The sequence below is a fragment of the Mycobacterium sp. genome (genome assembly GCF_019243155.1).
In the GTDB taxonomy this organism is placed as follows: domain Bacteria; phylum Actinomycetota; class Actinomycetes; order Mycobacteriales; family Mycobacteriaceae; genus Mycobacterium.
In genome coordinates this window covers 1-24,380 of the sequence record NZ_JAFAUS010000295.1, presented here as the reverse complement: position 1 = coordinate 24,380, position 24,380 = coordinate 1, and the positions used below count along the sequence as shown (strand labels likewise).

29 protein-coding genes are annotated in these 24,380 nt (G+C 66.1%); 16 read left to right on the top strand and 13 right to left on the bottom strand.

The genetic code is table 11. The annotated features are described in order from the left end of the window. The 7 genes from JOZ00_RS14775 to JOZ00_RS14745 form a co-directional block, all read right to left on the bottom strand. Positions 1-225, bottom strand: a 225-nt coding sequence (locus JOZ00_RS14775) for an acyl-CoA dehydrogenase family protein (RefSeq protein WP_293344733.1), incomplete at its 3' end; no start/stop codon positions are given. Continuing rightward, on the bottom strand, positions 209-1,207 hold the full coding sequence (locus JOZ00_RS14770) for an acyl-CoA dehydrogenase family protein (RefSeq protein WP_293344731.1): 999 nt from the start codon (positions 1,205-1,207) through the stop codon (positions 209-211). The genes JOZ00_RS14770 and JOZ00_RS14775, both read right to left, overlap by 17 nt. Positions 1,208-1,319: 112 nt before the next feature. Beyond that, complete coding sequence (locus JOZ00_RS14765) at positions 1,320-1,970, bottom strand: nitroreductase family protein (protein ID WP_293344729.1); 651 nt, start codon at positions 1,968-1,970, stop codon at positions 1,320-1,322. A gap of 61 nt (positions 1,971-2,031) precedes the next feature. Continuing rightward, complete coding sequence (locus JOZ00_RS14760; RefSeq protein WP_293344727.1) at positions 2,032-3,420, bottom strand: acyl-CoA reductase; 1,389 nt, start codon at positions 3,418-3,420, stop codon at positions 2,032-2,034. Then, complete coding sequence (locus tag JOZ00_RS14755; RefSeq protein WP_293344725.1) at positions 3,417-4,763, bottom strand: hypothetical protein; 1,347 nt, start codon at positions 4,761-4,763, stop codon at positions 3,417-3,419. The genes JOZ00_RS14760 and JOZ00_RS14755 overlap by 4 nt, the downstream gene beginning before the upstream one ends. Positions 4,764-4,851: 88 nt before the next feature. Then, the gene (locus tag JOZ00_RS14750; RefSeq protein WP_293344723.1) at positions 4,852-5,589 is read right to left on the bottom strand and encodes an alpha/beta hydrolase; all 738 of its coding nucleotides are present in this window, start codon (positions 5,587-5,589) and stop codon (positions 4,852-4,854) included. Positions 5,590-5,600: 11 nt separating this feature from the next. Next, positions 5,601-6,245, bottom strand: a complete 645-nt coding sequence (locus JOZ00_RS14745) for a TetR/AcrR family transcriptional regulator (protein WP_366022322.1) — start codon at positions 6,243-6,245, stop codon at positions 5,601-5,603. A gap of 118 nt (positions 6,246-6,363) precedes the next feature. Between JOZ00_RS14745 and JOZ00_RS14740 the strand changes: the two genes are divergently transcribed. From JOZ00_RS14740 to JOZ00_RS14710, 7 genes are all read left to right on the top strand, one after another. Then, positions 6,364-7,788 carry an aldehyde dehydrogenase family protein gene (locus tag JOZ00_RS14740; RefSeq protein ID WP_293344719.1) on the top strand — a complete coding sequence of 475 codons (1,425 nt, stop codon included), beginning with the start codon at positions 6,364-6,366 and terminating at the stop codon, positions 7,786-7,788. 35 nt (positions 7,789-7,823) lie between these two features. Beyond that, on the top strand, positions 7,824-8,210 hold the full coding sequence (locus tag JOZ00_RS14735; protein WP_293344717.1) for a carboxymuconolactone decarboxylase family protein: 387 nt from the start codon (positions 7,824-7,826) through the stop codon (positions 8,208-8,210). A gap of 5 nt (positions 8,211-8,215) precedes the next feature. Next, on the top strand, positions 8,216-9,103 hold the full coding sequence (locus JOZ00_RS14730) for an NAD(P)-dependent oxidoreductase (RefSeq protein WP_293344715.1): 888 nt from the start codon (positions 8,216-8,218) through the stop codon (positions 9,101-9,103). Between the two features lie 385 nt (positions 9,104-9,488). Beyond that, a complete protein-coding gene (locus JOZ00_RS14725) occupies positions 9,489-10,580 on the top strand; it encodes an amidohydrolase family protein (protein ID WP_293344713.1) in 1,092 nt (363 codons plus the stop codon). Positions 10,581-10,612: 32 nt separating this feature from the next. Further along, complete coding sequence (locus tag JOZ00_RS14720; RefSeq protein ID WP_293344711.1) at positions 10,613-11,758, top strand: amidohydrolase family protein; 1,146 nt, start codon at positions 10,613-10,615, stop codon at positions 11,756-11,758. Position 11,759: 1 nt separating this feature from the next. Next, positions 11,760-12,164 (top strand): Rieske 2Fe-2S domain-containing protein, encoded by a 405-nt coding sequence (locus JOZ00_RS14715; protein WP_293344709.1) that lies wholly within the window; start codon positions 11,760-11,762, stop codon positions 12,162-12,164. A gap of 16 nt (positions 12,165-12,180) precedes the next feature. Beyond that, complete coding sequence (locus JOZ00_RS14710; RefSeq protein ID WP_293344707.1) at positions 12,181-13,047, top strand: alpha/beta hydrolase; 867 nt, start codon at positions 12,181-12,183, stop codon at positions 13,045-13,047. A gap of 4 nt (positions 13,048-13,051) precedes the next feature. Here JOZ00_RS14710 and JOZ00_RS14705 read toward each other — a convergent pair whose 3' ends face one another. After that, entirely contained in the window at positions 13,052-13,525 is a 474-nt protein-coding gene (locus JOZ00_RS14705) for a hypothetical protein (protein ID WP_293344705.1), read from the bottom strand. 36 nt (positions 13,526-13,561) lie between these two features. On the opposite strand from JOZ00_RS14705, the gene JOZ00_RS14700 reads away from it, so the two are divergent. The 9 genes from JOZ00_RS14700 (at position 13,562) to JOZ00_RS14660 (ending at position 21,367) form a co-directional block, all read left to right on the top strand. Next, a complete protein-coding gene (locus JOZ00_RS14700) occupies positions 13,562-14,875 on the top strand; it encodes an NADH-ubiquinone oxidoreductase-F iron-sulfur binding region domain-containing protein (RefSeq protein WP_293344703.1) in 1,314 nt (437 codons plus the stop codon). Then, positions 14,872-15,171: a ferredoxin gene (locus tag JOZ00_RS14695; RefSeq protein ID WP_293344701.1), complete on the top strand. Its 300-nt coding sequence runs from the start codon at positions 14,872-14,874 to the stop codon at positions 15,169-15,171. Before JOZ00_RS14700 ends, JOZ00_RS14695 begins: the two co-directional genes overlap by 4 nt. 80 nt (positions 15,172-15,251) lie before the next feature. Then, on the top strand, positions 15,252-15,578 hold the full coding sequence (locus tag JOZ00_RS14690) for a hypothetical protein (protein ID WP_293344699.1): 327 nt from the start codon (positions 15,252-15,254) through the stop codon (positions 15,576-15,578). Between the two features lie 97 nt (positions 15,579-15,675). Next, positions 15,676-17,340 carry an OB-fold domain-containing protein gene (locus JOZ00_RS14685; protein WP_293344697.1) on the top strand — a complete coding sequence of 555 codons (1,665 nt, stop codon included), beginning with the start codon at positions 15,676-15,678 and terminating at the stop codon, positions 17,338-17,340. A 44-nt stretch (positions 17,341-17,384) separates the two neighbouring features. After that, entirely contained in the window at positions 17,385-18,215 is an 831-nt protein-coding gene (locus JOZ00_RS14680) for an alpha/beta hydrolase (RefSeq protein ID WP_293344737.1), read from the top strand. Continuing rightward, the gene (locus JOZ00_RS14675) at positions 18,215-19,030 is read left to right on the top strand and encodes an NAD(P)-dependent oxidoreductase (RefSeq protein ID WP_293344695.1); all 816 of its coding nucleotides are present in this window, start codon (positions 18,215-18,217) and stop codon (positions 19,028-19,030) included. The genes JOZ00_RS14680 and JOZ00_RS14675 overlap by 1 nt, the downstream gene beginning before the upstream one ends. A gap of 7 nt (positions 19,031-19,037) precedes the next feature. Continuing rightward, positions 19,038-19,838, top strand: coding sequence for an NAD(P)-dependent oxidoreductase (locus JOZ00_RS14670; RefSeq protein WP_293344693.1), 801 nt, complete (start codon positions 19,038-19,040; stop codon positions 19,836-19,838). A gap of 112 nt (positions 19,839-19,950) precedes the next feature. After that, positions 19,951-21,156, top strand: coding sequence for a cytochrome P450 (locus JOZ00_RS14665; RefSeq protein WP_293344691.1), 1,206 nt, complete (start codon positions 19,951-19,953; stop codon positions 21,154-21,156). A 10-nt stretch (positions 21,157-21,166) separates the two neighbouring features. After that, a complete protein-coding gene (locus JOZ00_RS14660; protein ID WP_293344689.1) occupies positions 21,167-21,367 on the top strand; it encodes a ferredoxin in 201 nt (66 codons plus the stop codon). 3 nt (positions 21,368-21,370) lie between these two features. Here JOZ00_RS14660 and JOZ00_RS14655 read toward each other — a convergent pair whose 3' ends face one another. The 5 genes from JOZ00_RS14655 to JOZ00_RS14635 all read right to left on the bottom strand — a co-directional run. Further along, the gene (locus JOZ00_RS14655; protein ID WP_293344735.1) at positions 21,371-21,604 is read right to left on the bottom strand and encodes a DUF1330 domain-containing protein; all 234 of its coding nucleotides are present in this window, start codon (positions 21,602-21,604) and stop codon (positions 21,371-21,373) included. Positions 21,605-21,688: 84 nt separating this feature from the next. Then, positions 21,689-21,877, bottom strand: a complete 189-nt coding sequence (locus JOZ00_RS14650) for a ferredoxin (RefSeq protein ID WP_293344687.1) — start codon at positions 21,875-21,877, stop codon at positions 21,689-21,691. Beyond that, positions 21,874-23,154 (bottom strand): cytochrome P450, encoded by a 1,281-nt coding sequence (locus tag JOZ00_RS14645; RefSeq protein WP_293344685.1) that lies wholly within the window; start codon positions 23,152-23,154, stop codon positions 21,874-21,876. Before JOZ00_RS14645 ends, JOZ00_RS14650 begins: the two co-directional genes overlap by 4 nt. 140 nt (positions 23,155-23,294) lie before the next feature. Further along, entirely contained in the window at positions 23,295-23,816 is a 522-nt protein-coding gene (locus JOZ00_RS14640; RefSeq protein ID WP_293344683.1) for a hypothetical protein, read from the bottom strand. Next, on the bottom strand, positions 23,813-24,380 hold a 568-nt coding region (locus JOZ00_RS14635), incomplete at its 5' end, for a TetR/AcrR family transcriptional regulator (RefSeq protein WP_293344681.1). The genes JOZ00_RS14640 and JOZ00_RS14635, both read right to left, overlap by 4 nt.

Sequence of the window (24,380 nt, the reverse complement as noted above, 5' to 3'; positions counted from 1 at the left end):
CTGCTGGTTGACGGTCGCGTTGCGTCCACCGAATTCCGGTGGCTGCGTGGGCAATAACCACCCGTTGTCGAACAGCAGCCGCTGCCAATCGCGTGCCCATTGTGGCATGTGCGAGACCGAGCGGGGGCGCTCCAGCGTTTCGCTTGCGGGAGGCAGATTCTCGTCGAGAAAGGCCGAGAACTCCGCTCGGAACTCCTCGACGTCGGAATCAAAAGTCAGCTGCACGGTATTCCTCCGCGATCCGTGCCCGATGCTCGGCGGCTCCGCCGAGCATGAGCTCACCGGCCTTGGCCCGCTTGAGTGCGAACTGCAGGTCGTTCTCCCACGTGAAGCCCATCGCGCCGTGCAGCTGTAGGCCGTGCCGAAACACCAGCGACTGGCACTCCCCCGCCGACGCCTTGGCCATCGCCGCCGCCAGCCGGCGCCGGGGGTCGTCGGCGGCGATCGTCAGCGCCGCGAAGTAGGCGAGCGCCCGAGCGCGTTCCACGGCGACGTGCATGTCGGCGGCCTTGTGCTGCACGGCTTGGAAGGAGCCAATCGCGACGCCGAACTGCTGACGGCTTTTGACGTGCTCGAGCACCAGATCCAGGATGCGTTGGCACGCACCGACCATCGTGATGGCCATGCCCGTCAACGCAATATGGTGCGCCCGCTCTCGGTCGACGTTCAGCCGCGCGGTATCGGGCACTTGGACCTCGGCGAACGACAGGTCGGCGACGTGCAGCACAGGGTCGAACACCGCCGAGCGCCGGGCGGACACCTGATTGGCATCGACGAGAAACACGCCGGCGTCGGTCACCACCGCCAGTCGCTCGACGCGATCACCGTCGAGGACATGACGAGCCGTGCCGTCCAGCACCCAGCCCTCGGCTTCCCGGTGCGCGGCGACCCCGCTGTACACAGCGGTGCCCGACTCGTGCGGGTCGAACCGGTCCGCGGCCAGCGGGGCATACTGGCTCATCGTCGCCAGGAAAGGAGTCGGGTCGCTCGCGTGCCCGAGCGCTTCGAGAATGATGGCGAGCTCCACCGTGCTCTCCGCATCGTGCAGCTCAGTCCAGCCCTGGTCTAGGTAGGACTTCCAGAGCGGGCTCGGGTCAACACCGTCTTCAGCCACGCTGCGTACCAGTGAGGGCGGGCACTGCTTGGTGACGAAGTCGCGCACCGTGCTCTGCCACAACCGTTGATCAGCATCGAACTCCAGCAGCATGCGCGCAGCCTCCCGTCGTCACCGTCTTCGCGAGAATAGCATTCTCGGTTGCGGAAGTAATAATCTCAGAATCCGGGCATGGGGTGACCATATCGACGTTGCCCTCGACAAGCTAGCTGGCGGAAATCAGACCCTCACCGGGTTCGTCCCAGTGGTCGAGATTCACGAACTCGGTGAGCGGACGGCGACGAAGCGGCCCGTGGTTCCCCTTAGGCCAGCCGACCACGACATGGCCGGCCACCATCCAGTCGTCGGGCACCCCCACGGCTTCCCGCAGCAGCTGTTCGCCGCCGTAGGAGGCCCAGCTGGTGAGGCAAGCGCCCAGGCCCTGAGCGCGGGCAGCCAGCAGAAAATTCTGCATGGCCGGAAAGATGGAACCGCCGAGCAGCAGTTCCGATGCCGTCGGGTAGTGCTGCTGGGCGAACAAGACGGAAGTGAACTCCCCTGCGCGGTCGTGCAACTCGTATGTCGCGCGGTAGGTGCGGGCACGGCGGCTGTCGTCGTCATCGGCCGGCCGGCTCATCCCGTATACCGGCTCGATCACCTCGAGCGCGTGGGCCGCTGCCTTGGCCACCACGGCCCGCTGCTCGGCAGAGCGCAGCACGACGAAGCGCCAGCCCTGCGCGTTGGCGCCCGACGGCGCCCACCTGGCCGCCTCGAGGCAGCGCACCAACGTCGCGTCGTCGACCGGCTTGTCGGTGAAGCGCCGGATCGTCCGGGCGGTCGACATCACTTCCCAGACGTCAGCGCTTGCTCCGGTCATCGCCGCTCCTTCACTCCTGGCTCCTTGATGCAACCTAGCGTGCGGCGCGACCGGACCGGTTTCACCCAGACGCCGCGATGTCGTCGTCGCCGATCCAGTGCACGAATCGCTGCAGCGGATACATCGCATCGTGCGGACTGCCGAGGACGTGCGCGTTCGCAGTTCCCAGACGGCACAAGCGTTGAGCCCCGGCGCTGGCCAGCCGATCGCGCAGCTGCGCCTTTCGTTCGTACGGATAGATGCCGATGGTTTGCGTCGCGACGTTGACGTACCGGACGGCGTCGTCGAGCGATCCGACGAGCACGACGTTCGACGTCTTGTTGGTGGGCTGGAACTCGACCGGCCGATCCGACAGGATCACCAACCCGCGACCGTCGAAGCCGCCCCAGGTCTGCACATCACCCATCGCCTCCATCACCTGAATCTCCTCGCGCAGCTCCGCCGACAGCGGCGGACCCATCGCCGACGCGAAGTCGCGGTCCACCCCCAACCGCTGTGCCAATGCCGCACACAACGATTCGGCTTGCGGCCGTTCGCCTTCCACGAAGGCATAGCGACTGGTCAGGCATGCCTCCTGGTTGAAAACGGTGGTATCGGCGGCCAACTTCTCGGCGACCTCGGCGATGCTCTCCTCGCGATCGAACACCTCTCGACCGATCATCGAAATCGAGGACTTGGGGTCGAATGAGATCAATTGAATGCCCGGCCCCAGGTATTGGATCACGTTGTTGATCGCATCCCCACCGCCCCAGGCGACGATCTTGTCGAAGTACTGCGGCCGGTACAGGGTGCGCTCGATCGCGGTGTCCCCGCCCTGCCAGTACACCGCCGACATCGACCGCACCACGGGGTGTTTGGGGTCGATCTCCGCCATCGTGCGCAGCACCGCCACCGTGGTGAACGGATCGCTGGACGGCATCTTAAACAGGTTCACCGCCTTGACCAGGGCGCCCTGCGCGATCGACGACACGCAACCCGACGGAGCGTTGCCCGCCAGCATGTGGACCATGCGCGGAGGGAAGGCCCGGACCGCGCCCTTGTTGCCGAACATGTCCACGCGGTCGACCCAGCCGTCCAGCGCGTCCCGGTTGGCGAAGTTCGAATCGACGATGCTTTCCAGGAGCTGCCTGTCGAGGAAGTACGGGGCCTGACGGTAGAGGTTCTCCACGATGCGCCGCGGCAAGGGATTGGTGGCCGCGATCAGCTCGAGGCATTCCTGCAGATGCGGGTTGCGGTCCAGCTGCAGGCGCTCGCCCGTTTCGACCAGGAAATCGATGATCTCGGCGAGCTTGACGTCCAGCAGCGGTGGCAGCAGCGAGCGGGGCAATACGAGCGCATCGAGATCGATTGCGGGAGTGGTGAAGTCAGCGCCCAAATCCCGCGACCGGTGGCGGACCGCATCCCCCTCGACCAGCGCGCCCTGCACGAAATGCGGCGCCGGCGTTGTCATGACACTCCCCGGACGTAGGCGTCGATGCTGCCCGCGCAGGTGATCTTGTCGCCGCCCGGCAGGTCGGCGTATCGGGTGATGTCACGACTCACCGTCGGGCCCTGGCGTCCGCATTGACACGGCGCGAAGCTCACGCTGACCCGGTCGCCGCTGATGACTCCGCCCCATCGTCCCTCGATCGACGTATCGAAAAACGCTGCCCTGGCTTCGATCTCGCCGTCACCGGTGTCCAGCAGCTGCGCGCCGGCGGCGTCGAGCGGCAGCACGATCACCCACGGCGAGATGTGGTATCGATCCGCATGACACAGCGGGAACGTCGCGTTGATCTCCCGCATGCTGTACATGTGGAACAGCCGTTCCTCGGAAACGTTGAACGTTTCCAGGACGTGCTCGCGGTAATTCTCCGGCAGCACAGTGCCTTTGAGCCCGCCGGCGACCATCATCGCGTTGTCCGGATTGAAGTCGTCCCCGCCGTGACCCTTTGCGCGGATACCCTCGGCGATCTGATACAGGGTGGCGAACATGCCGGTCGCCAACAAGGGCACGGCGCGGGCCTCGATCACCGCGTCGACCGCCTTCTTGGCCGAGGTTTCCATGTCGGCTCCCCGCTGCGCGGCGATGCGCTCGAACTCCGCGATCTCGTTCGGGCGTGCGGTGCCGTCAGCCAGCTTGCGACGCAGCGTGATCATGTCGACCATCGACCCGACGGTAATCGGCTCGCCGTCGCCGAATTGATAGGGCGGGTATCGCTCCGAGAAGCAATCGACCATGGCCTGCCGGATCGCGTCCTCGCGTGGAGCGGCGAATTGTGGCCCTAGACCGAGGAATTTGCGATCTTCGCCGCGAGTCAGGCCGGTCGCCCACAACAGGGACTCGATGTTGATCCGGGCCGACAGCTCGATGTCGCCCTCGGTGCACGACAGCATCGCCGGCTTTCCGGTGGTACCGCTGGAACACGACAGGTAGTGCCCGACGGTCTCGAGTTGCTTGATCCAATCGTCGAGCGTCTGCACCCCGGCGGTGTCGAGTCCGTCAACGGGGCGGGTCGACACCGTCGCCAACCACTTGCCCATGCGGTCCCATTGTCGCTCGTTGAGCCATCTTTCGGCGTAGGTCTTGTAGGTGGTGTGGGCGAAGACCAGGGGCACCAGGTCGGTCGGCGTCTTGATCTCGTCGACCCCGCCCGATTCGGCTCGGTTGGCCAACAGCGGGATGGTCTGAATCTGGCTCTGCAGGCGCTCGTTCGCCGCTTCCAGTTGGACGGCCAACAATTCGTCCGGCGCGACGTCGAAGCAATCCTTGGCGCCGACCAACTGCACCAACTGTTCAGTCGCAGATGTCATCCATGACCCCTTCCCGAACGCGCGGGCATTAAGTACACGCTACTGTATATTAAATTCCGGGTCACCGGTAGCGGATGTCGTCACCGCATTACGAATGCGACCGGCACCGCTGCGCCAAGATGGCCGCCAGTTTCGCGGGCTCGCTGTACATCACGTCGTGGCAGCCGTCGAGGCAGACCATGGTGTCGACGCCGCCGAGTGAGGCAATTGCGCGGAGTTGCTGACGGATCGACAACGCGCGGTCGTCGAGCGTCATGATCCAGGTCCGCGGGACGGCCTCGGGCAGGTCGCCCCGATCCGCCGGTTCGAAGATCACGTTGGGCGATTCGCGATAGAGGCGCGAGAGCATCAGCTTGCGCCGCTGCGGGGACATGCCGTTGGCGAAGGCGAATCGTGCCAGCGCGGGCGGCATTTCGAATGTCGTCGGCAGCCGGCGTGCCGATCGCGCCAGGGGTGCCAGGGGCCCACGCAGGGCGTCCACCACCGACCGCCCCTGCGGGGGAATGAAGGCCGCCAGCAGGATCATCTCGCGCACCCGCGCGGCCCCGAGCTGTGCCACGATGCCCGGAACGGTCAGGCCGCCCATCGAATGTCCCACGACCACAACGTCGTCCAGTCCGGCTTCTACGATGTCGGCAACCGCCGACTTCACCCAGTCGGCGACCGTAACGGTCGCCAGGTCCGCCGGCTTGCTGCCGCGGCCGAGTAAGTCGAGCGCCAGCACGCGCAATTCGGGTGCCTGCCTGGCCAATTCGGCGACCGTGAGGTCCCAGCAGTCGGCGGCGTGCGCGCCGCCGTGCACCAGCACCAGGTCAGGCCACGCCATGGCGCATCGGTTCAGTCCCGGCGCAGGACGCCGCGCAGGAACAGATCAACGGCATGTTGCAAGTGACGCTCCTCCTCGTCGGCACTGCGATAGATACCGCAGTCGGCCAGCCGCGCGGGCAGATGTTCGATCATCGCAATGAAGTGGCCGGCGACCAACTCCAGGTCATCCACTTCGATGGCCCCCGCCTCGTGGTGGCGATGCAGCAGGTCCATCACCTGTCGATGGCGTGCCGACCAGGTCATCGAGTGCGCGCTGACCGCGAACTCCGGAAACCGGGCCGACTCGTTCATCGCAATGCGCTTGAGCCGCACGGTATCCGGGTCGATCGCGCGTTCGAGGCCGGCCCGGCCCACCTCGATTAACGCGGCCCGCAGGTCGCCCTCATCGACCTGTTGAGTCGTCTCGCCTTCCGTTCTTCGGGTGAGCGCCCAGGGAATGACGTCGAGGAAGACCGCGCGTTTGTCGGGATAGCGCGCGTACAGGGTGCGTCGGGTGATGCCCGCCGCCTTGGCGATAGCGTCCATGCTGGTGCCGTCATAGCCGTACTCGACGAACGTCGCGACGGCCGCCTTTCGCAGCTTCTGGTGAAGCTTCTTGGCTTCGGCGTGCGTTGGTCGTCCACGTCGGGCGGGCGTCACCATAACTTTAAGTATACAGTGATGCATACTTATTGTCGCTTTACCGGCCCGGTCGCACCGGCGCGATTGACAGAAATATACAGTAGCGTATAGATACTCGTTTGGGCATGACGCAGGACAGTCAGGGACCGCGGTGACCATCACACAGTCGTTCATCGATGGCGAATCGGTGGCGTCAACGGAGTGCTACGACAACATCGATCCGGCCACCGGTCGCTCCCTCGGGCCGGTGGCGCGCGGCGGCGCGGACGAAATCGCGCGGGCCGTGGCAGCGGCGCGAGCGGCGACACAGCGGTGGCGCGACGAGACACCGGAGACGCGGGCGACGCTGTTGACACGGATCGCCGATCTGATCGAGCACAATCGCGACCGGCTGGCGCGGATCGAAAGCGAGGACACCGGAAAGCCGTTGAGCCAGGCGAAGGCCGACGCGGGTGTGGCCGCGCGCTACTTCCGTTTCTACGGCCACGCGATCGACAGCTACTACGGCCAGACCATTCCGCTCTCAACGGATCTGCACGTGTACACCCGGCGCGAGCCCTTCGGCGTCACCGGGCACATCATCGCCTGGAATTACCCGATGCAATTGCTGGCACGCGCCGTGGCGCCGGCGATCGCGGTGGGCAACTGCGCCGTCGTCAAACCTGCCGACGAAACACCCCGCACCGCAGTCTCATTCGCGCGGCTCGCCATCGACGCGGGTCTACCGGTCGGGGTGTTCAACGTGGTGACCGGGATAGGCGCCGAGGCCGGCGCCGCGCTGACGGCGCACCCCGACGTCGACCACATCGGCTTTGTCGGGTCGACTCAGATCGGCTCGGTGGTAGCTCATGCGGCCGCCGACCGGGTAGCGCCCACCACGCTGGAGCTGGGCGGCAAGTCGCCGCAGATCGTGTTCCCGGATGCGAATCTGGATCGCGCCGCGGAATCCATCATTAAGGCGATCTTGCAGAACGCCGGGCAGACGTGCTCGGCGGGCTCGCGCCTGCTGGTGCACGATTCGATTCACGACAGGGTGGTCGAAGCGGTTCGCCGGCTACTGGCGCGGACGTCGATCGGACCCGGAGTCGACGACCACGACCTGGGGCCGCTGATCTCGCGCAAGCAGCAGGCCCGGGTCCAATCCATGATCGCCGGCAACGTGAAAGGCGAAATCCTTTGTGGCGGTGGACCGCCCGCGGACGAAGGGCTGGCCGACGGGGCGTACTTCGCGCCGACCGTGATTGCCGACGTCGACCCCGCATCGCTGATCGCGCAGGAGGAGATCTTCGGCCCGGTGCTCACGGTGAACAGGTTCTCCGAAGAGGACGAGGCGATCGCGTTGGCCAACGGCACGCAGTACGGACTGCTCGGCGCGATCTGGACCGCCGATTTGTCCCGCGCGCACCGCCTCGCGGCGCTGGTGCGGGCGGGTCAGGTCTACGTCAACACCTACGGCGCCGGCGGCGGGGTGGAACTTCCGTTCGGCGGCTTCAAGAAATCGGGGTATGGCCGGGAGAAGGGTTGCGAGGCGCTCGATACGTTCACGGCCACCAAGACAGTCGTTGTGCGCCTGTGAGACAACACCATTCACGAGCCTGAAGGAGAAGACCATTGGATCGAGAAACGTATCAGCGTGGGCTGGAAGTGCGCTCTGCCGTCCTCGGCGAGGAATACGTCAAGAAGGCGCTCGCCGATGCCGATGAGTTCAGCAAGCCGTTGCAGGACCTCGTCACCGAGTACTGCTGGGGCGCGATCTGGGGCCGCGACGAACTTCCGCGCAAGACGCGCAGCATGCTCAACTTGGCGATGATCTCAGTGCTTAACCGGCCCAACGAATTACGCACGCACATCAAGGCCGCCGTGACCAATGGCGTCAGCCGCGAGGAAATCCGCGAGGTCTTCCTACAGGTCGCCATCTACGCAGGCGTGCCCGCCGCGGTCGACAGCTTCCGCATCGCCCGGGAGGCGTTCGCCGAACTGGACCAGAGCAAGGGTTAGGCGTCGTGCAGATCGGATTCATCGGGTTGGGAAACATGGGCTTTCCCATGGCATGTCGTCTGCTCCAGGAAAACCATGACGTCGTCGCCTTCGACACTCGCGAGGAAGCGCTCGAACGCATCGTCGCCCTGGGCGCCCAGTCGGCGGCTTCGGCCAAAGACGTCGCGGACCGCACCGAGACGGTGCTGGCCAGCCTGCCGTCGGCGGCCGCCTCGATCGCGGTGGCAACCGGCGCCGGCGGCGTGATAGAGGGCTCGCGGATCAGGCGCTACGTCGATCTGTCGACCATTGGCAGCCAGACCGCGGTGCACATTCACGACGTTCTGGCACAACGCGACATCGCCGCCATCGACAGCCCGGTCAGCGGCGGCGTCGGCGGGGCCGAAAAGGGTGCACTCGCGGTCATGGTGTCGGGCCCACGCGACGAATTCGAGGCCATCCGAACAGTATTCGAGACCATCGGCCGCCCGTTCTATGTCGGCGAGAAGCCCGGCGCGGCGCAGACGATGAAGCTCGTCAACAACATCCTGGCGGCCAACGTCCTGGTCGCGACGGCCGAAGTCGTCGTGATGGGCGTGAAGGCCGGCCTGGACCCGGGCGTGATGATCGAGGTGCTCAACGCGGGTTCGGGCGGCACCAGCGCAAGTCGTGACAAGTTCCCGCGCTCAATCCTGCCGCGCACCTTCGATTACGGCTTCGCCACCGGGCTGATGGTCAAGGATGTGCGGCTCTACCTCGACGAAGCCCGGGCGCTTGGCGTGCCGGCCGACGTCGCCGAGACGGTCGGGCGGCTCTGGGAGACCGCCGCGCGGGAACAGGGCGCCGATTCCGATTTCACGTCGGTGATCAAACCGTTCGAGGTGGCGGCCGGCGTCACCGTCGGTGGGCCCTAGCTCGCGGTCAACAGGCCGACATGCCCTTTGCGCGGGGAGCCCGCGAAAGGCTTCGTCGCTCGCGACGGAATCGACTGCCGCGCGCGCTTCTAAGGCCCGGGCGGCGTACTGAAAGCGCCCTCGACGGGCCAGATCCGGCGCCACGCTAACCCGCCCCACGGAGCGATCGACGGGCGACAAAACGGGAGAATGGTATTGTTCAGAATTAAGAATCGTACTTGCGGATACGGTCAAAATACCTTGACTACCTGCGCAGATGCAGAGCGGAGATTAACCGATGCGCTTACTGGAAACCCATTGATCGACCGTTGAAGAAAATGTTAGATTGCCTATCATATGACTTCTAACGGCTCATTTTGGCTACCGGAGCCGAAGGGTGGCTCTCGTGATCGACAACGCTGATGGGACACGCACGCCGGTGATCGACGCCAGCGTGCACATCTTCTTCCCGTCGAACAAGGACCTGCGCTCTTTCCTGCGTGAGCCATTCAAGAGCCGCGGCTTCCCCGACTACGAGATGGACTGGTACGGGGCGCCCGGCAGCGAGTACGCGCCCAACACCAAGGGGCCGGATCGCCAATATCCGGGTTCCGATCCGGAATTCGTTGCCAATGAGCTGTTTTCGAAGCGTGGGGTCGATCTGGCCGTCCTGCACCCGATGGGTCGCGGCATCATGCCCGACCGCCATCTGGGCAGCGCCCTGCATGCCGCGCACAACGAGATGATGGTGTCGCGCTGGCTCGAGTCAAGCGAGTTCGGCGAGAAGTTCCGCGGGACGATCCGCGTCAATCCCGACGACATCGCCGGCGCCCTACGCGAGATCGAGAAGTGGCGCGCGCACCCGCGCGTGGTCCAGATCGGCGTTCCCCTGCAGTCCCGCGAGCTGTACGGCAAGCCGCAGTTCTGGCCGCTGTTGGAGGCCGCCGCCGACGCGAACCTGCCGGTGGCCATTCACATCGAGAGCGGCGAGGGTATCGGTTTTCCGCCAACGCCTTCCGGTCACACCCAGACCTACGAGCAGTACGTCGGCTTCATGGCGCTCAACTACCTGTATCACCTGATGAACATGATCGCCGAGGGCGTGTTCGAGCGCTTCGGAAACTTGAAGGTCGTCTGGGCCGACGGCGCCGCGGACTTCGTGACCCCGTTCATGTGGCGGATGGACACGTTCGGCCGGCCGCATCTGGAGCAGACGCCGTGGGCGCCGCGAATCCCGAGCGACTACATCCCCGGGCACGTGTACTTCGTGCAAGGCAGCCTCGACGGCCCCGGTGACACCGATTTCGCCGCCGAGTGGTTCGGCTTCACCGGCAAGGAGAACATGGTGATGTTCGGTTCCAGCTACCCGCACTGGCAATGCGGCGACATCCACAAGCTGCCCAACTCGCTGACCGCCGAGCAGCGGGACAAGCTGTGCTGGCGCAACGCGGCCGACCTGTACGGCATAGACATCGCCGTCGGCTCGGGCGCACAGTAGAAGGTAACTAAAGGAGACTTTGGAGGCTCGAGATGACGCTGACCCACATGCATGAACGGGTTCCCGCAGCCGAACGGATAGCCGTCCGGTGCGTCGACTCGGATGTCCACCCTGTCCCCCGGCGCGGTGAGATCACCCCCTACATCCCCGAGCCGTGGCGCAGCAAGTTCTTCCTCGACCACAAGGTCGGCGAGCTGATCTACTACGACGCGCCCGACTACGCGCACGCCTTCGCGATGCGCACGGACACCTTCCCGCCGGACGGCGAGTTCCCCGGCAGCGACCCGGACATGGCGTTCCGTCAGCTGATCATGGAAGCCGGCTCCGACATCGCGATCCTCGAGCCGGCGGGCCGCTCACCGCGCCTGCCCCAGGCTCACCAGGCGTTCTGCAGCGCACTGAATGACTGGCAGGCGAACCACTGGCTGGACAGCCACAACAACTGGCACGAGCGGTGGCGGGGCTCCGTCTGCGTCGCGATCGAGGATCCCGCCGGCGCGGTCGAGCAGATCGAGAAGTGGGCCGACCACCCCTACATGGCGCAGGTTCTGGTCAAGGCCGAGCCGCGGCCGTCATGGGGCCACCCGAACTACGACCCGATCTGGGCGGCGGCCACCAAGCACGACATCACCGTGAGCTGCCACCTGTCGCGCAGTAACTACGAGCTGCTGCCGACGCCGCCGGTGGGCTTCCCCAGCTACAACCACGACTTCATGGTGACCTACTCCCTGCTGGCGGCCAATCAGGTGATGAGCCTGATCTTCGACGGTGTCTTCGATCGGTTCCCGACGTTGCGGATCGTCTTCGTCGAGCACGCGTTCACCTGGATCCTGCCGCTGATGTGGCGGATGGATTCGATCTGGGAAGCGCGCAAGTCGCGGATGGACATCAAGCGCAAGCCGTCGGAGTACGTCAAGGAGCACATCAAGTTCACCACGCAGCCGCTGGACTATCCGGAGGACAAGACCGAGTTGACCCGCGCCCTGGAGTGGATGGAGTGCGACAAGATCCTGCTGTACTCCTCGGACTACCCGCACTGGACGTTCGACGACCCACGCTGGCTGGTCAAGCACCTGCCCAAGGCCGCCCGTGATGCCGTGATGTACAAGAACGGGATCGCGACCTATCACCTCCCCGAGACCGTCCCGGTCCTCGAGGGCCAGGTCCGGGTGCTCTGAGTTGGCGTCCGATGAGGGCGGGGCAACCAAGCGGCCCCGCCTCGCCCAGGGCCGCGAGCACGTCGTCGCGACAGTGGATGAAATTCCGCCGGGCAGCCACAAATTGGTGCCCATCGGTCGGCACGGTGTCGGCGTCTACAACGTCAACGGCACGTTCTACGCCATCGCGAACTACTGCCCCCACCAGGGCGGTCCGCTGTGCTCGGGACGCCCCCGCGGACGCACCGTCGTCGACGAGAGCTTGCCCGGCGACTCGGTCATGGTGCGCGACCTGGAGTACATCTATTGCCCTTGGCACCAATGGGGTTTCGAGCTGGCGACCGGCACGACCGCGGTCAAGCCGGAGTGGAGCATCCGCACCTACCCGGTGCGAGTCGTCGGCAACGACGTTTTAGTGATGGCGTAACGGTACAGGAGAATCTGTGTCTTCTATCGAGGTCAACGGTGGCAACGTCGTCTACGAAATCCTCGGCGATTCAGGCGATCTCATCGTCCTGACGCCCGGCGGCCGGTTCAGCAAGGAGATCGAGGGCCTGCGTCCGCTGGCCGATGCGCTGGCCGCCGGCGGCTACCGGGTGCTGCTGTGGGACCGTCCGAACTGCGGGGCGTCCGACGTCCAGTTCTACGGCCAAAGCGAATCGCACATGCGCGCCGAGACGCTGCGCGGGCTGCTGAGCGAGCTCGGCGTCGAGCGCTGCATCCTCGCCGGAGGCTCCGGGGGCGCAAGGGATTCCATGCTGACCACGATGCTCTACCCCGAACTCGTCGAGAAGCTCGTGGTGTGGAACATCGTCGGCGGCATCTACGGCACCTTCGTGCTGGGTTCCTTCTACATCGTCCCGAGCATTCTCGCGGTGCGGGGCACCGGAATGGACGGCGTGGTGAAGGTTCAGGAGTGGCGCGACCGCATCTCCGAAAACCCCGACAACAAGCAGCGCTTCCTGGACTTCGACTCTGGCGAGTTCCTCAAGGTGATGCTGCGCTGGCTCAACGCGTTCGTGTCCAAGCCGGGCCAGACGATTCCCGGGGTGCCCGACGAGATGTTCGACCGAATTCAGGTTCCCACCTTGATCATTCGTGGCGGCGAGAACGACATGGACCACCCCAAGCGCACGTCACTGGAGGTCAGCTGCCTGATCAAGGGCTCCAAGCTGATCGACCCGCCCTGGCCCGAGGACGCGTGGGAGCGTGCTTCCGAGGACCGCGCGGCGGGCCGGGTGAAGCACTTCAACATGTTCGACACCTGGGTGCAGGCGGCGCCCGCGATTCTGAAATTCCTGGACAGCTAATGGTTTACGTGACGCGAATGTGGACCTCGCAGTTGAGCGATGCCTCGAGGGCCGTGTGGACTCGGCTCTCGGGAATGCGCTCGAGGTCGGCCTCGGCCAGCGTCACGTACACGACATCGAAGCCGTCATCGTCTGCCGCCCGGACGACCTCGCCGGTGAGCCCGAAACCGGCCAGTACACCGTGCGCGTCGTCGTCGGTGCCCCTGCTGACAAAGGTGACCACGCCGGGTACCGGGGCGGTCGCAAAAGCCGTCGCGCACAGGTCGATTGCGTCCCGCTTGGCCGCGTCGGCTTCCTCGGCTGCGATGAGCAGCTGTACTTCCCGGCGGTTGGCCGGCATGGCCGCGATGTCGTTGTCGACCACGCCGGTGCCGACCTGGTGGCTGAGCGCGAGGAGCACTTCCATGCCCTCTTCTAGTTGCGCAGGGGTGAGCGCACTTTCCGGATCGACATTGACGCGCACCACCGCAGTTCGCATGTGCGCAAGCCTAACTGCAGCGGGGATGGGCAAACCGTGAACACCACTGGACAAACCACCGCCGCGGCGATCACCATCGCTAGCTCGCCCGGCTGCCCGCCGCGGCTGCTGGGCGAACGGCCCACGGCGCGAGAGGACATCACCGCGTATCGCGGGCTCGGCGGTTACCGCCCGCTGGACAGCGCCGACGAATTGCTCGGCGAAGTCGAGGCGAGCGGCTTGGTGGGCCGCGGCGGCGCGGCGTTCCCAATGGCGGTCAAGCTGCGCTCGGTGCGCGACAACGCTCGTCTGGTCGGTGGCGCCGTGCTCGTCGCCAATGGCGAAGAGGGAGAACCGGCTTCGATCAAGGACCGCTGGCTGCTGCGGAACCGGCCGCACCTGATTCTGGACGGGCTGCGGTTGGCCGCCGCGATCGTCGAGGCGCAGCGGGCCTATGTCTACGTGTCCGACGCGGAATCCGCGCACAGCGTCGAGGCCGCGCTGAGCGAGCTCGACCCCGAGACGCTGGGCGGCATCGCGATCGAGGTGCTGACGGTGCAGGCCGGTTACGTGGCCGGCGAGGAGACCGCGGCCGTGCAGGCCATCAACGGCGGGCCGGTCAAGCCGACGGACAAGCCGCCGCGGCCGTTCGAAGCGGGCGTCGCCGGGCAACCGACCCTGGTGAGCAACGTCGAGACCCTGGCGAATCTGCCCCTCCTGCAAAGCGATGGCTCGGCGGCGTTCCGCTCGCAGGGCACCGCGTTGTCGCCGGGCACCTTCCTGGCCACCATCACCGGCGGCGGCCGGCCGCCGGCCCTCTACGAGCTGCCGCACGGCATGCCGTTCACCGAACTGCTTGCGCTGCACGGCGTTTCACCCGAACAAGTGCGGGGTGCGCTGATGGGCGGCTATTTCGCCGGTTTCCTCAACCGCGCCGTGCTGGACACCACGTTGGACCACGAGACGATGCGAGGGCTGGGTAGCGGCCTGGGTTGTGGTGCGATCTCGGTGATCGCGGACGACTGCCCGGTGGCGCTCGGGGCGTCGGTACTCGCCTACTTCGACCGGGAGAACGCCGGGCAATGCGGTTCGTGCTTCAACGGAACGGCGGCGATGGCCGCCGCGGCCGGAGCGCTGCGCGACGGTGCCGCGACGACCGAGGACGTCGGACGGCTGCGTCGCTGGTCGGTGGTGCTGCGTGGGCGCGGGGCCTGCGCGACGCTGGACGCCGCGACCAACATCGCGGCCAGCCTGCTCGACCAGTTCCCCGGCGAGGTGGCCGCCCATCTCGAGGGCTCGTGCCCCGATTGCGGTAGCCAACCGTTCCGCGCCGACCGTCCCTACGAGGCGGAGGCTGTGAGGCAAGCATGAAAATCCGGTTGGACCGCACCGTTTGCGACGGATTCGGCATCTGCGCCAAGCACGCCCCCGAATACTTCTCGCTGGACGACTGGGGCTACGCGTCGGTGATCGGGGACGGCACGGTGGCCGAGCCGGATCGCGATGCGGTCATGCGCGCATTGCTGGACTGCCCGGTGCACGCCATCACCGAGATCGGCGACCGCAGGCCCGGCGGCGCCCCGCACCCGCCACTGAGCGACGTCGACGACGCGGCCGAGCACGTCAACACCGAATCCAACGAAGCCGAATGGGGATTCACGCGCTGACGCATCTGGCTGCGGCGGTGTCGAAGGCATAAGCTGATCTGACCATTTTGTCCGGTTGGGTTTTGCCTGAGAGGCCTGCCATGAGGTGGTTCGGTCAGCGTTTGGCCGCCGTGGTCGCGGTCGCGTTTGGGTTCATGGCGGTCACGTTGATCGTGACGCCGGGCATCAGTGCGGCGGGTTGCGACCCGAACATGTCGTTCAATCCGGCGACCCGGGCCTGCACACTGCCGCCGGCCATACCGGACTGGTACACCGCTCCGCCGGCGTACTCGCCATCGTTCGCGGCGCAGGATGTGCCGCCTCCGCCCCCACCCCCGCCATCGTGGGCCGGCTGGCAGGCCCCAATGTGGAGCGTTGGCCACCATCAATGGGGCGTTTACATCGGCAACGTCTGGGTGCCGCTCTGATCGTGCCCGCTCGGCAGTGATAACGTAATTCTCCGATTCGTATAACGGCCCTACCGGATTTCCGGTTTGTCCCGGCCTATCGACTCGCGGAGGTGACGTGTCAGCAGCACCGGGCCGCCCACTGCCCCAGGTCACGGAAGAGAATGAGTTTTTCTGGACCTCAGGCGCCGACGGAAAGCTACGGCTGCAGGAATGTAAGGCCTGCGAATCGCTGATCCATCCGCCGGCGCCGGTATGCCGCTATTGCCGCTCGCTCGATGTGGGAGTCCGCGCGGTCTCGGGCAAGGCGACGCTGGCCGGGTTCACCATCAACGAGCGGTTCAGCCTGCCCGGCCTGTCGGCGCCCTACGTGATCGCGCAGGTGGCGATCGCCGAAGACCCGCGCGTGCGGTTGACCACCAACATCGTCGACGCCGATCCCGCCGCGCTGGAACTCGGCCAGCAGGTCGAGGTCGTCTTCGAACAGGTCGAGGACGTGTGGTTTCCACTGTTCCGGCCCGTGGAGGGAGATGCGACCGCCGAGCCCGGTGAGTTGCCCGTCGACGAGATCGCGCCCGAACGTTTCGCTGAACACGTCCGGCCGATGCTCACCACGGAGAAGTTCGAGGACAAAGTCGCGCTGACCGGGATCGGCATGTCGCCGATCGGGCGCCGGCTCATGCAACTGCCGCTGTCGCTGACCGTGCAGGCGTGCGAGGCGGCGATCGCCGACGCCGGGCTGACCCTGGCCGATATCGACGGCCTGTCCACCTACCCCGGCGCGATCAACGTCGGCGGCTTCGGAGAGGGCGGCGTGACCGCTCTCGAAGCCGCGCTCGGCATCAGGCCCACATGGCACAACGGCGCCATGGAGACGTTCGGTCCGGGCGGCTCGCTGATCGCCGCAATGCTCGCCGTCGCAGGCGGTTTGGCGCGTCACGTGCTGTGCTTCAGGACGCTGTGGGAAGCCACCCACGGCGAGTTGATGAAGCAGGGCAAGATCGCGCCGTCGATGGGACGGATGTCGGGCTGGCAGATGCCTTTCGGTGCCACCTCCGCCGCACACACTCTGGCAATGAACGCGCAGCGCCACTTCCACCGGTACGGCACCACCAAAGAAACGCTGGGCTGGATCGCGTTGAACCAGCGTGCCAACGCCGAACTGAATCCGACGGCCATCTACCGCACCCCGATGACGATGGACGACTATCTCGACTCCCGGCCCATCACCACGCCGTTCAGCTTGTACGACTGCGACGTCCCGTGCGACGGCTCGATCGCCGTCATCGTCTCCGCCGTGGACGCCGCGCGCGACCTGGCCAAGCCGCCCGTCCTGGTGGAGGCCGTCGGAACGCAGATCATCGAGCGAATCGATTGGGACCAAAGCACTTTGACGCATGAGCCGCAGGTGCTGGGCCAGGCCGCGCATGTGTGGACCCGAACCTCGTTGCGGCCGAGCGATGTCGATGTCGCCGAGCTGTACGACGGCTTTACCATGAACTGCTTGTCCTGGATAGAGGCGCTGGGATTCTGCGGGATCGGAGAGGCGCGCGATTTCCTGGACGGCGGCAAGAACATCGCCCGCGACGGCCAGCTGCCGCTGAACACGCACGGAGGTCAGCTCTCACACGGCCGCACCCACGGGATGGGTCTGGTACACGAAGCCGTCACGCAATTGCGCGGCGAGGCCGGCGATCGCCAGGTCGCCGACGCCCGCGTCGGCGTGGTCAGCAGCGGTGGCCTCACCCCCAGCGGCGTGCTGCTGTTACGGGCTGACACGTGACCCCGACTGTCCGCCCGAGGCTGGTCATCGTCGACGGGGTGCCGATGTCGGCGCTCGTCGCCGAGGCGGAGCAGCCCACGGCGGTGATCGTGGCAATCCACGGTGGGGGGACCACCGCGATCTACTTCGACTGCCCCGGCCACCCGTCGTTGTCGTTCTTAAGGACCGGCGCCGCAGCGGGATTCACCGTGGTGGCGCTCGATCGGCCCGGCTATGGCAGTTCGGCGCCCTACCCGGAGGCGATGGTCTCCGGCGACCAGCGCGTCAAGTTGGCCTACGGGGCAGTCGATCGCATCATCGGCGAACGACCAACCGGCGCAGGCATATTCGTGATGGGCCATTCGGGCGGATGCGAACTGACCACGCGGATGGCCGCCGATGAGCGCGGCGCCGATCTGCTCGGCGTGGAATTGGCCGGCACCGGCCGCCACTATCACCCCGCGGCCAAGGAAATACTCAAAGCGGCGACCCGGGAACGCCGTCCGTCGGGCATGCGCGACTTGCTCTGGAGCCCCGAGCACCTGTATCCGCCCGAAGTCCTCGGCGGCGCGACGGTGTCCCCATCGGCCCCCTCCTACGAAGACCAGATGGTGTCGGACTGGGCCCGTGCGACCTTCCCGACGCTGGCCCCTGCCGTGCGGGTGCCGGTGCACTTCAGCATCGCCGAGCATGAAAAGGTCTGGCAGGCAGACGATTCGGCGGTGCAGGAGATCACTGCGATGTTCTCGGCCGCGCCGCGCTTCACCGTGCACAGGCAACCCGGGGCGGGACACAACGTCAGCCTCGGCCACTCCGCCGCGGACTACCACGCGGAGGTTCTCGCATTCGTCGAAGACTGCGTGGCCGCACGTCCGGCGCAGGAGGAGGCCGGTTGATGCGCGTCGGATTCATCGGGTTGGGCAGCCAGGGCGGACCCATGGCTCGGCGGATCGTCGAAGCCGGTTATCCGATGACGCTGTGGGCGCGCCGATCCGCGAGCGTCGAGCCCTTCGCCGACACCGCGGCCAAGGTCGCCGAGTCGCCGGCCGAACTCGCGCGGACAAGCGATCTGGTGTGCCTCTGTGTCGTCGGCGATGCCGACATTGACGAAGTCACCGGCGGTGAGCACGGGCTGCTGGCGGCGATGCAGCCGGGAGGCGTCATTGCGGTGCACAGCACGGTGCACCCCAACACTTGCCGAGAGCTCGCGAATAAGGCTGCGGTCCAAGGTGTTTCGGTGATCGATGCCCCGGTGAGCGGCGGGGGCGGGGCGGCCGCGGAGGACCGCCTGGTGGTGATGGTCGGCGGCGATGCCGATGTCGTCGAACGCTGCTGTCCGGTGTTCGAGACCTATGGCGACCCCGTCGTCCACCTCGGCGAGCTGGGCTCGGGGCAAACGACCAAGCTGCTCAACAACCTACTGTTCACCGCCAACCTGGCCACCGCCGCCACAGCGCTTTCGCTGGCCAAATCCCTGGGCGTATCGCCGGAACGACTCACCGAAGTCATATCTCGCGGCAGCGCGAACAGCTTCGCGCTCAACGTCATCGGCCCCAGCGGCGGCTTGGACGGGCTTGCCGATTTAGCGGGCACGCTGCTGCGCAAGGACGTTCGGCTGACCGTCGACCTCGCCGATCGAGCCGGCGCAACCGGTGGGGCCGTGCTCGAGGCGGCCGACGCCGCGTTGGCTTTGATGGGCCATCCCCGATGAAGGCCGCGTGAGGGTCGGGTTCATCGGCGCGGGGCGGATGGGCCGCCCCATGGTGGCCCGCCTGGCGACGGCGGGGCACGACGTGCAGGCGTTGGGACGAAGCGAGGAGAAGCGGGGCGATCTCGAACAATTGGGCGTCCGCGCGGTCCGCGACATCGCGGAAGCCGGCGCGCGGGCCGACGTCGTGGTGCTCTGCGTGTTCACCGATGAACAGGTGCGTCAGGTGTGCCTGGACGGCGGTCTGCTTTCCACCATGCCGCCCGGTTCGGCTCTGGTGGTGCACACCACCGCTAGCCCGCACACGATCGAGGCCGTTGCCGCGGGCGCCGATGGCATCGACGTCGTTGACGCCGCGGTCAGCGGAGGTCCCCACGACGTCGCGGCCGGCCGGCTCACGCTGTTCGTGGGCGGCGCCGACGAAGCAGTTGCGCGGGTGCGGCCCGTGCTGGATTGCTACGCGGATCCCGTCCTGCACGTCGGGCAGGCCGGCGACGGCCAGAAGGTGAAGCTGGTCAACAACGCACTGTTCGCGGCTCAGATCGGGTTGCTCGCGGAGTCAATCCGGCTGGGCGAACGGCTTGGTGTCCCGGAGTCGACGTTGCTGGCCGCCTTGGCGCACGGCAGCGCGACCAGCCGGGCGCTGAGCCTGGTCGCCGCGGCTGGGTCGGTCTCGTCGTTCATCGAGGTTGCCGGTGGGTTTGTGGGCAAAGACGTCACGGTGGTGCGCCGCATCAGCGAGGATCTCGGTAGCGATCTGGGCGCCCTCGATGATGCCGTCGCAGCCATCGATATCGCGAGGATGGTCTGAGATGGCGGCGTTTTGGTCTTTCCGCTTCGTCACGAAGGTATTACCGTTAGCGTTACAGTCAACCACTCCGCTGTAACGGTTTCAGCCCGCGCTCGCCGCTGAGGAGGATTCAGTGACAAAACCGAAGGTCGTCTTCGATCCTTACTCGGAAGACTTCTACAACGACCCGTTCGAGATATATCGACGGATGCGCGAGGACGCGCCGTTGTATTACGACGAGAAGGAAGACTTCTACGCGCTGACGCGCCACGAGGACGTCTCGGCCGCATTCAAGGACTTCGACACCTACTCCTCGGCGCGCGGCTGCGACCTGGCAATGGTGCGCAAGGGGATCTCCCCCGAGCAGAAGTCGATAATCTTCATGGACCCGCCGGATCATCGCCACATGCGCAGCTTGCTCAACAAGGCGTTCACTCCACGGGCGATCCAATCGCAGCTGGAGACGATCCACGAGGTGATCGACAAATACCTGGGCGCGTGCGATCCGGACCAATTCGACGTCGTGCAGGACTTCTCCGGCCCGTTCCCGGTGGAGGTCATCACCCGGATGGCCGGGGTGCCCGAGGAATACCGCCAGCAGGTGCGGCACTGGATTGATACCAGCCTGCATCACGAGCCCGGGCAGATTGAAGTCAGCGAAGCCGGCGTGCAGGCCAACATCGACACCGCGATGTACTACTTCGGTCTGATCCAGGAGCGGCGCGGCGACCCGCAGGACGACATGATCAGCAGGCTGATCGCGGCCGAGATCCCTGGTGAGAACGGTGAGTCCCGTAAGCTCGATGACATCGAAATCACGGGTTTCGCCACGCTTTTGGGCGGGGCGGGCGCCGAAACGGTAACCAAGCTAATCGGAAATGCGGCGGTGATCTTCGCTCGCAATCCCGACCAGTGGCAGAAGCTGCAGGACGACCGCAGCAAGATTCCCGGTGCGGTGGAAGAGTTGCTGCGCTTCGAGGGGCCGGTCCAATACAACGTCCGCTACACCCTGAAGGAGGCGCACGTCAGCGGTGGCGTGATTCCGCCCTTCAAGCCGGTGTTCCTATGTGGCGCCGCGGCCAACCGCGACAACGATGCCTTCACCAATGCCGACACGTTCGACATCGAGCGCGACCAGACCGAGGCGCAGCACCTCGGTCTCGGATACGGGATTCACAGCTGCCTTGGCGCCGCGCTGGCACGGCTGGAAAGCCGGATCGCGCTGGAGAAGCTCGTCGACTTCATGCCCCGCTACGAGGTGGACTGGGCGGGATGCAAACGGGTAACCATGCAAAACGTGGCGGGCTGGAAGCACGTGCCCGTCAAGGTGCTTCGATAAGGGGGCCGCGATGACGAAGAAAATCGAAGTCGACTGGGGACTCTGCGAAAGCAACGGTGTCTGCATGGGCATCAATCCGGACATCTTCGAGCTCGGCGACGATGACATGCTGACCGTTCACCAAGAAGAGGTCACCCCGGAGATCGAGTCGGACGTGCGCGAGGCCGTCCGTCAATGCCCCCGGCAGGCAATCGCGATCGTTGGAGAGTAGCGGTCAGAACCCGGCGAGAATGACCGCGTTGCAGTCGGCCGCCGACTGCCGCAGCTTTGCCGCCTTCTGGTAACCCTCGGACTCGTACCACGCGCGGGCCGCGTCCACCGATTCGAATTCCAGCACGACGGTCTGGTCGCCGTGCCAGGCTCCTTCAATGACTTTCGGAGCGGTATCCACCGCGAGGACCTTCGCACCGCTCATCGCCGATCCCGCCGCCTGGGCGTAGGCCTTCATGCCCTCCGGATCTTTGATGGCCTCGGTCAGGATGACATAGCCCTTAGCCACTCTCGAATCTCCTTAGTATCGACGCGAATTCGATCAAGTCTCGCTGATCGCCTGCTCGGGGCAGCATTGGATGGCTTCTAGGGTGTCGGCCTCCAATTCCGTTGGGACCTCGGAATCTATCGCCACCGCGTAGCCGTCGTCGGTCAGGCTGAACACATCCGCGCACAGCGTGGTGCAGACGCCATGGCCGCGACAACGCTGATCGTCTACCCAGACCTTCATGCCGGCGTGAACTCCAGGTGCAGCTCGGTGAGACCCCGCAGGATGTAGGTCGGAACATATTGGTAGCGGCGGTCATTGGCCGGACCGTGAACGCTCTCGTTGATCCTGATGTCCGACGTCCGGTCCAGCAGCCGCTCGATCGCCACCCGGGTTTCGGCGCGGGCCAGCGGGGCGCCGGGGCAACTGTGGATGCCCCGCCCGAACGAGATGTGCTGGCGCGCGTTTTTGCGGGCCGGGTCGAAGGCGGCGGGGTCATCGAAGCGGCGGGGATCGCGGTTGGCGGCCGCCTGCACGATCATCACGGTGGTGCCCGCAGGCAGGTCGACGCCGCCGACGTTGACCGGCCTGCGGTTCATCCGGAAGTCGCCCTTGACGGGGCTCTCGTGACGCAGCGACTCTTCGATGAAGTTCGGGATCAGGCTGCGGTCCTTGCGTAGCTGCGCCTGGATCTCGGGCCGCTCCGCGATGGTCTGCAGCGAAGCGCCGAGCAGCCGCACCGTGGTCTCCTGGCCCGCCGAGAAGACGTTGCTGGCGACGCGGGCCACGTCTTCGACGTCCGGGATGGAGCCGTCGGGGTAGGTGGCGGACGCCAGGCCGGTGAGCACGTCGTCGCGCGGCGCTTTGCGGCGGTCTTGGACGTAGTCGGAGAACAGGCCGTAGAGAAATTCCAGCGGGCTGTGGGCCAGCGATCCCTTGGTGCCCCCGATGCCGCCACCTGCGTGCTCCGCGATGCCCTTGACGAACTTGTCGCGGTCCTCCATCGGCACGCCCAACAGGTCGGCGATGACCAGCAGCGTGAACGGGCTCGCGAAGCCCTTGATCCATTCGCCGTGGCCGGGGGCCAGGAAATCGTCGAGCGCCTGGTCGGCCAGCACCCACATGGCGTCCTCGTTCTCCTTGAGGCGCTTGGGGGTGATCAGCCGCATCATCAGGGAGCGGTGGTTGGTGTGGGTGGGTGGATCCAGCGTCGGCAGCTGGTCGCTGAACGGCAGCTCGTCGCGGTGTTCCTCGATCAACTCGGTGATGTCCCCGTTTTCCAGACCCTCGAGGCTTACGGGGAAGCCCGGGAACGGGCCGGTCACCGAGATGCACGACGACCACGTGTCGGCGTCGTTCAACACCGCGCAGGCCTCGTCCCAGCCGGTCACCATGGTGACGCCGTGGTGCTTCTCCGGGGTCACCGGGCATTTCTGCCGCAGCGCCTCGTAGTAGGGGTAGGGGTCGGCTATGAGCTCACTGCCGCGGAAGAAGTCCAGCTCGGTGACGTCGTCTGCCATCTTCTGCTCCTCGAATCTCGGCTAGTGAGAACGTGCCTCTCGCAGATGAGTATTACATTTCCACATGCCAAGGTGGTCGTCAACGAGCGGGCCCACCGCGGGCCGTTAAAACGGCTTTATCGGAGACGCGGCGGCGCCGCTCAGCTGGCAGGGACCAGATCGGCGGCGACCGAAGGCCATGCCAGCAAGCCGCTGCGGAAGGTCTCGACGTATCCGATCGAGCCGTGCGAGGCACCTCCCGCATCCGAGGCGGCCGCCAGGGCCTGGGACTTGAAGGTCTTGGCCGCCATGCTCAACCGGTGTTGCACGAGGCCGCCGACGCTTTCATCGAGTTCGGCCGGCCAGTTCTCCCCCCACAGCGTCACCTCGGTGACACCGTGATCGAGCGCCTGCAAGACGCCCTGACGCACCCGCGGGTCGCACCCGAACAGATCCGCGGCGGCCGCCAGGGCCTGCGGACGGGGACGCGATTGCGACGACGCCAGCGCGTCTTCGAGATCGAGCACCTGGGCGCCGAGGATCTGCAGCGGGCGATCGTCGGGGTGGTCGGCGACCAGCACGGTCACGTCCCATCCCGCCATCGACCGGTCGAAGAGCCAGCCACCGGCGAACCTCACCACGTCGACGACGGTGGCGGCGACGACGTCGAGCCGGTATCTCATGTCCTCTCGGACGTCTTCGGCGACGCGAAGTCCCGCGCCAGAGTCTCGGCGTACTGCTTGAACGCCTCGGCGAGCGGTATCGATGGATCGAGCAACCATGTGGTTTCCATTCCGTGGACGAAGGCGAGAATTTCTACTGCCTTGACGGCGGGGTCTATGTCGGTCCGGTACCGGCCATCGGCCTGACCGCGGCGGATGAGTTCGGCGACGATGTCGGTCGCGGCCCGGTGCCTGGCCAGCATCCGGTCGTGCAGCGGAGCGTCGGGGAGGATGTTTTCGACCAGCAGCACCGTGAACGTCCCCACCAGCTCGGGCGCCCGGTTGAAGCGGTCGGCGACCTGGGCGATCTGCGCGAACAGATCGCCGGTCCGGTCGGCATGGGTGTCGTCATCGAGATCGCGCGCGTCCAGAACGGCATGCAGCAGCTGTTCCTTCGACGCGAAGTGATGGAGCAGTCCCGCGGGGGTGACACCCGCTTCCCCGGCGATCTGGGCGAGCGTCGTGCTGCGCCAGCCGTTGCGGGTGAGGAGGCGCTGGGCGACATCGAGGATCCGCTGCTTGCGG

What these genes read in the sequence shown, in the direction of transcription:
- JOZ00_RS14770 (WP_293344731.1), bottom strand. Translation starts at nt 1,207, where the DNA reads ATGCTGCTGGAGTTCGATGCTGATCAACGGTTGTGGCAGAGCACGGTG.
- JOZ00_RS14765 (WP_293344729.1), bottom strand. Translation starts at nt 1,970, where the DNA reads ATGACCGGAGCAAGCGCTGACGTCTGGGAAGTGATGTCGACCGCCCGG.
- JOZ00_RS14760 (WP_293344727.1), bottom strand. Translation starts at nt 3,420, where the DNA reads ATGACAACGCCGGCGCCGCATTTCGTGCAGGGCGCGCTGGTCGAGGGG.
- JOZ00_RS14755 (WP_293344725.1), bottom strand. Translation starts at nt 4,763, where the DNA reads ATGACATCTGCGACTGAACAGTTGGTGCAGTTGGTCGGCGCCAAGGAT.
- JOZ00_RS14750 (WP_293344723.1), bottom strand. Translation starts at nt 5,589, where the DNA reads ATGGCGTGGCCTGACCTGGTGCTGGTGCACGGCGGCGCGCACGCCGCC.
- JOZ00_RS14720 (WP_293344711.1), top strand. Translation starts at nt 10,613, where the DNA reads ATGACGCTGACCCACATGCATGAACGGGTTCCCGCAGCCGAACGGATA.
- JOZ00_RS14705 (WP_293344705.1), bottom strand. Translation starts at nt 13,525, where the DNA reads ATGCGAACTGCGGTGGTGCGCGTCAATGTCGATCCGGAAAGTGCGCTC.
- JOZ00_RS14695 (WP_293344701.1), top strand. Translation starts at nt 14,872, where the DNA reads ATGAAAATCCGGTTGGACCGCACCGTTTGCGACGGATTCGGCATCTGC.
- JOZ00_RS14690 (WP_293344699.1), top strand. Translation starts at nt 15,252, where the DNA reads ATGAGGTGGTTCGGTCAGCGTTTGGCCGCCGTGGTCGCGGTCGCGTTT.
- JOZ00_RS14680 (WP_293344737.1), top strand. Translation starts at nt 17,385, where the DNA reads ATGTCGGCGCTCGTCGCCGAGGCGGAGCAGCCCACGGCGGTGATCGTG.
- JOZ00_RS14675 (WP_293344695.1), top strand. Translation starts at nt 18,215, where the DNA reads ATGCGCGTCGGATTCATCGGGTTGGGCAGCCAGGGCGGACCCATGGCT.
- JOZ00_RS14660 (WP_293344689.1), top strand. Translation starts at nt 21,167, where the DNA reads ATGACGAAGAAAATCGAAGTCGACTGGGGACTCTGCGAAAGCAACGGT.
- JOZ00_RS14655 (WP_293344735.1), bottom strand. Translation starts at nt 21,604, where the DNA reads ATGAAGGCCTACGCCCAGGCGGCGGGATCGGCGATGAGCGGTGCGAAG.
- JOZ00_RS14650 (WP_293344687.1), bottom strand. Translation starts at nt 21,877, where the DNA reads ATGAAGGTCTGGGTAGACGATCAGCGTTGTCGCGGCCATGGCGTCTGC.
- JOZ00_RS14645 (WP_293344685.1), bottom strand. Translation starts at nt 23,154, where the DNA reads ATGGCAGACGACGTCACCGAGCTGGACTTCTTCCGCGGCAGTGAGCTC.
- JOZ00_RS14640 (WP_293344683.1), bottom strand. Translation starts at nt 23,816, where the DNA reads ATGAGATACCGGCTCGACGTCGTCGCCGCCACCGTCGTCGACGTGGTG.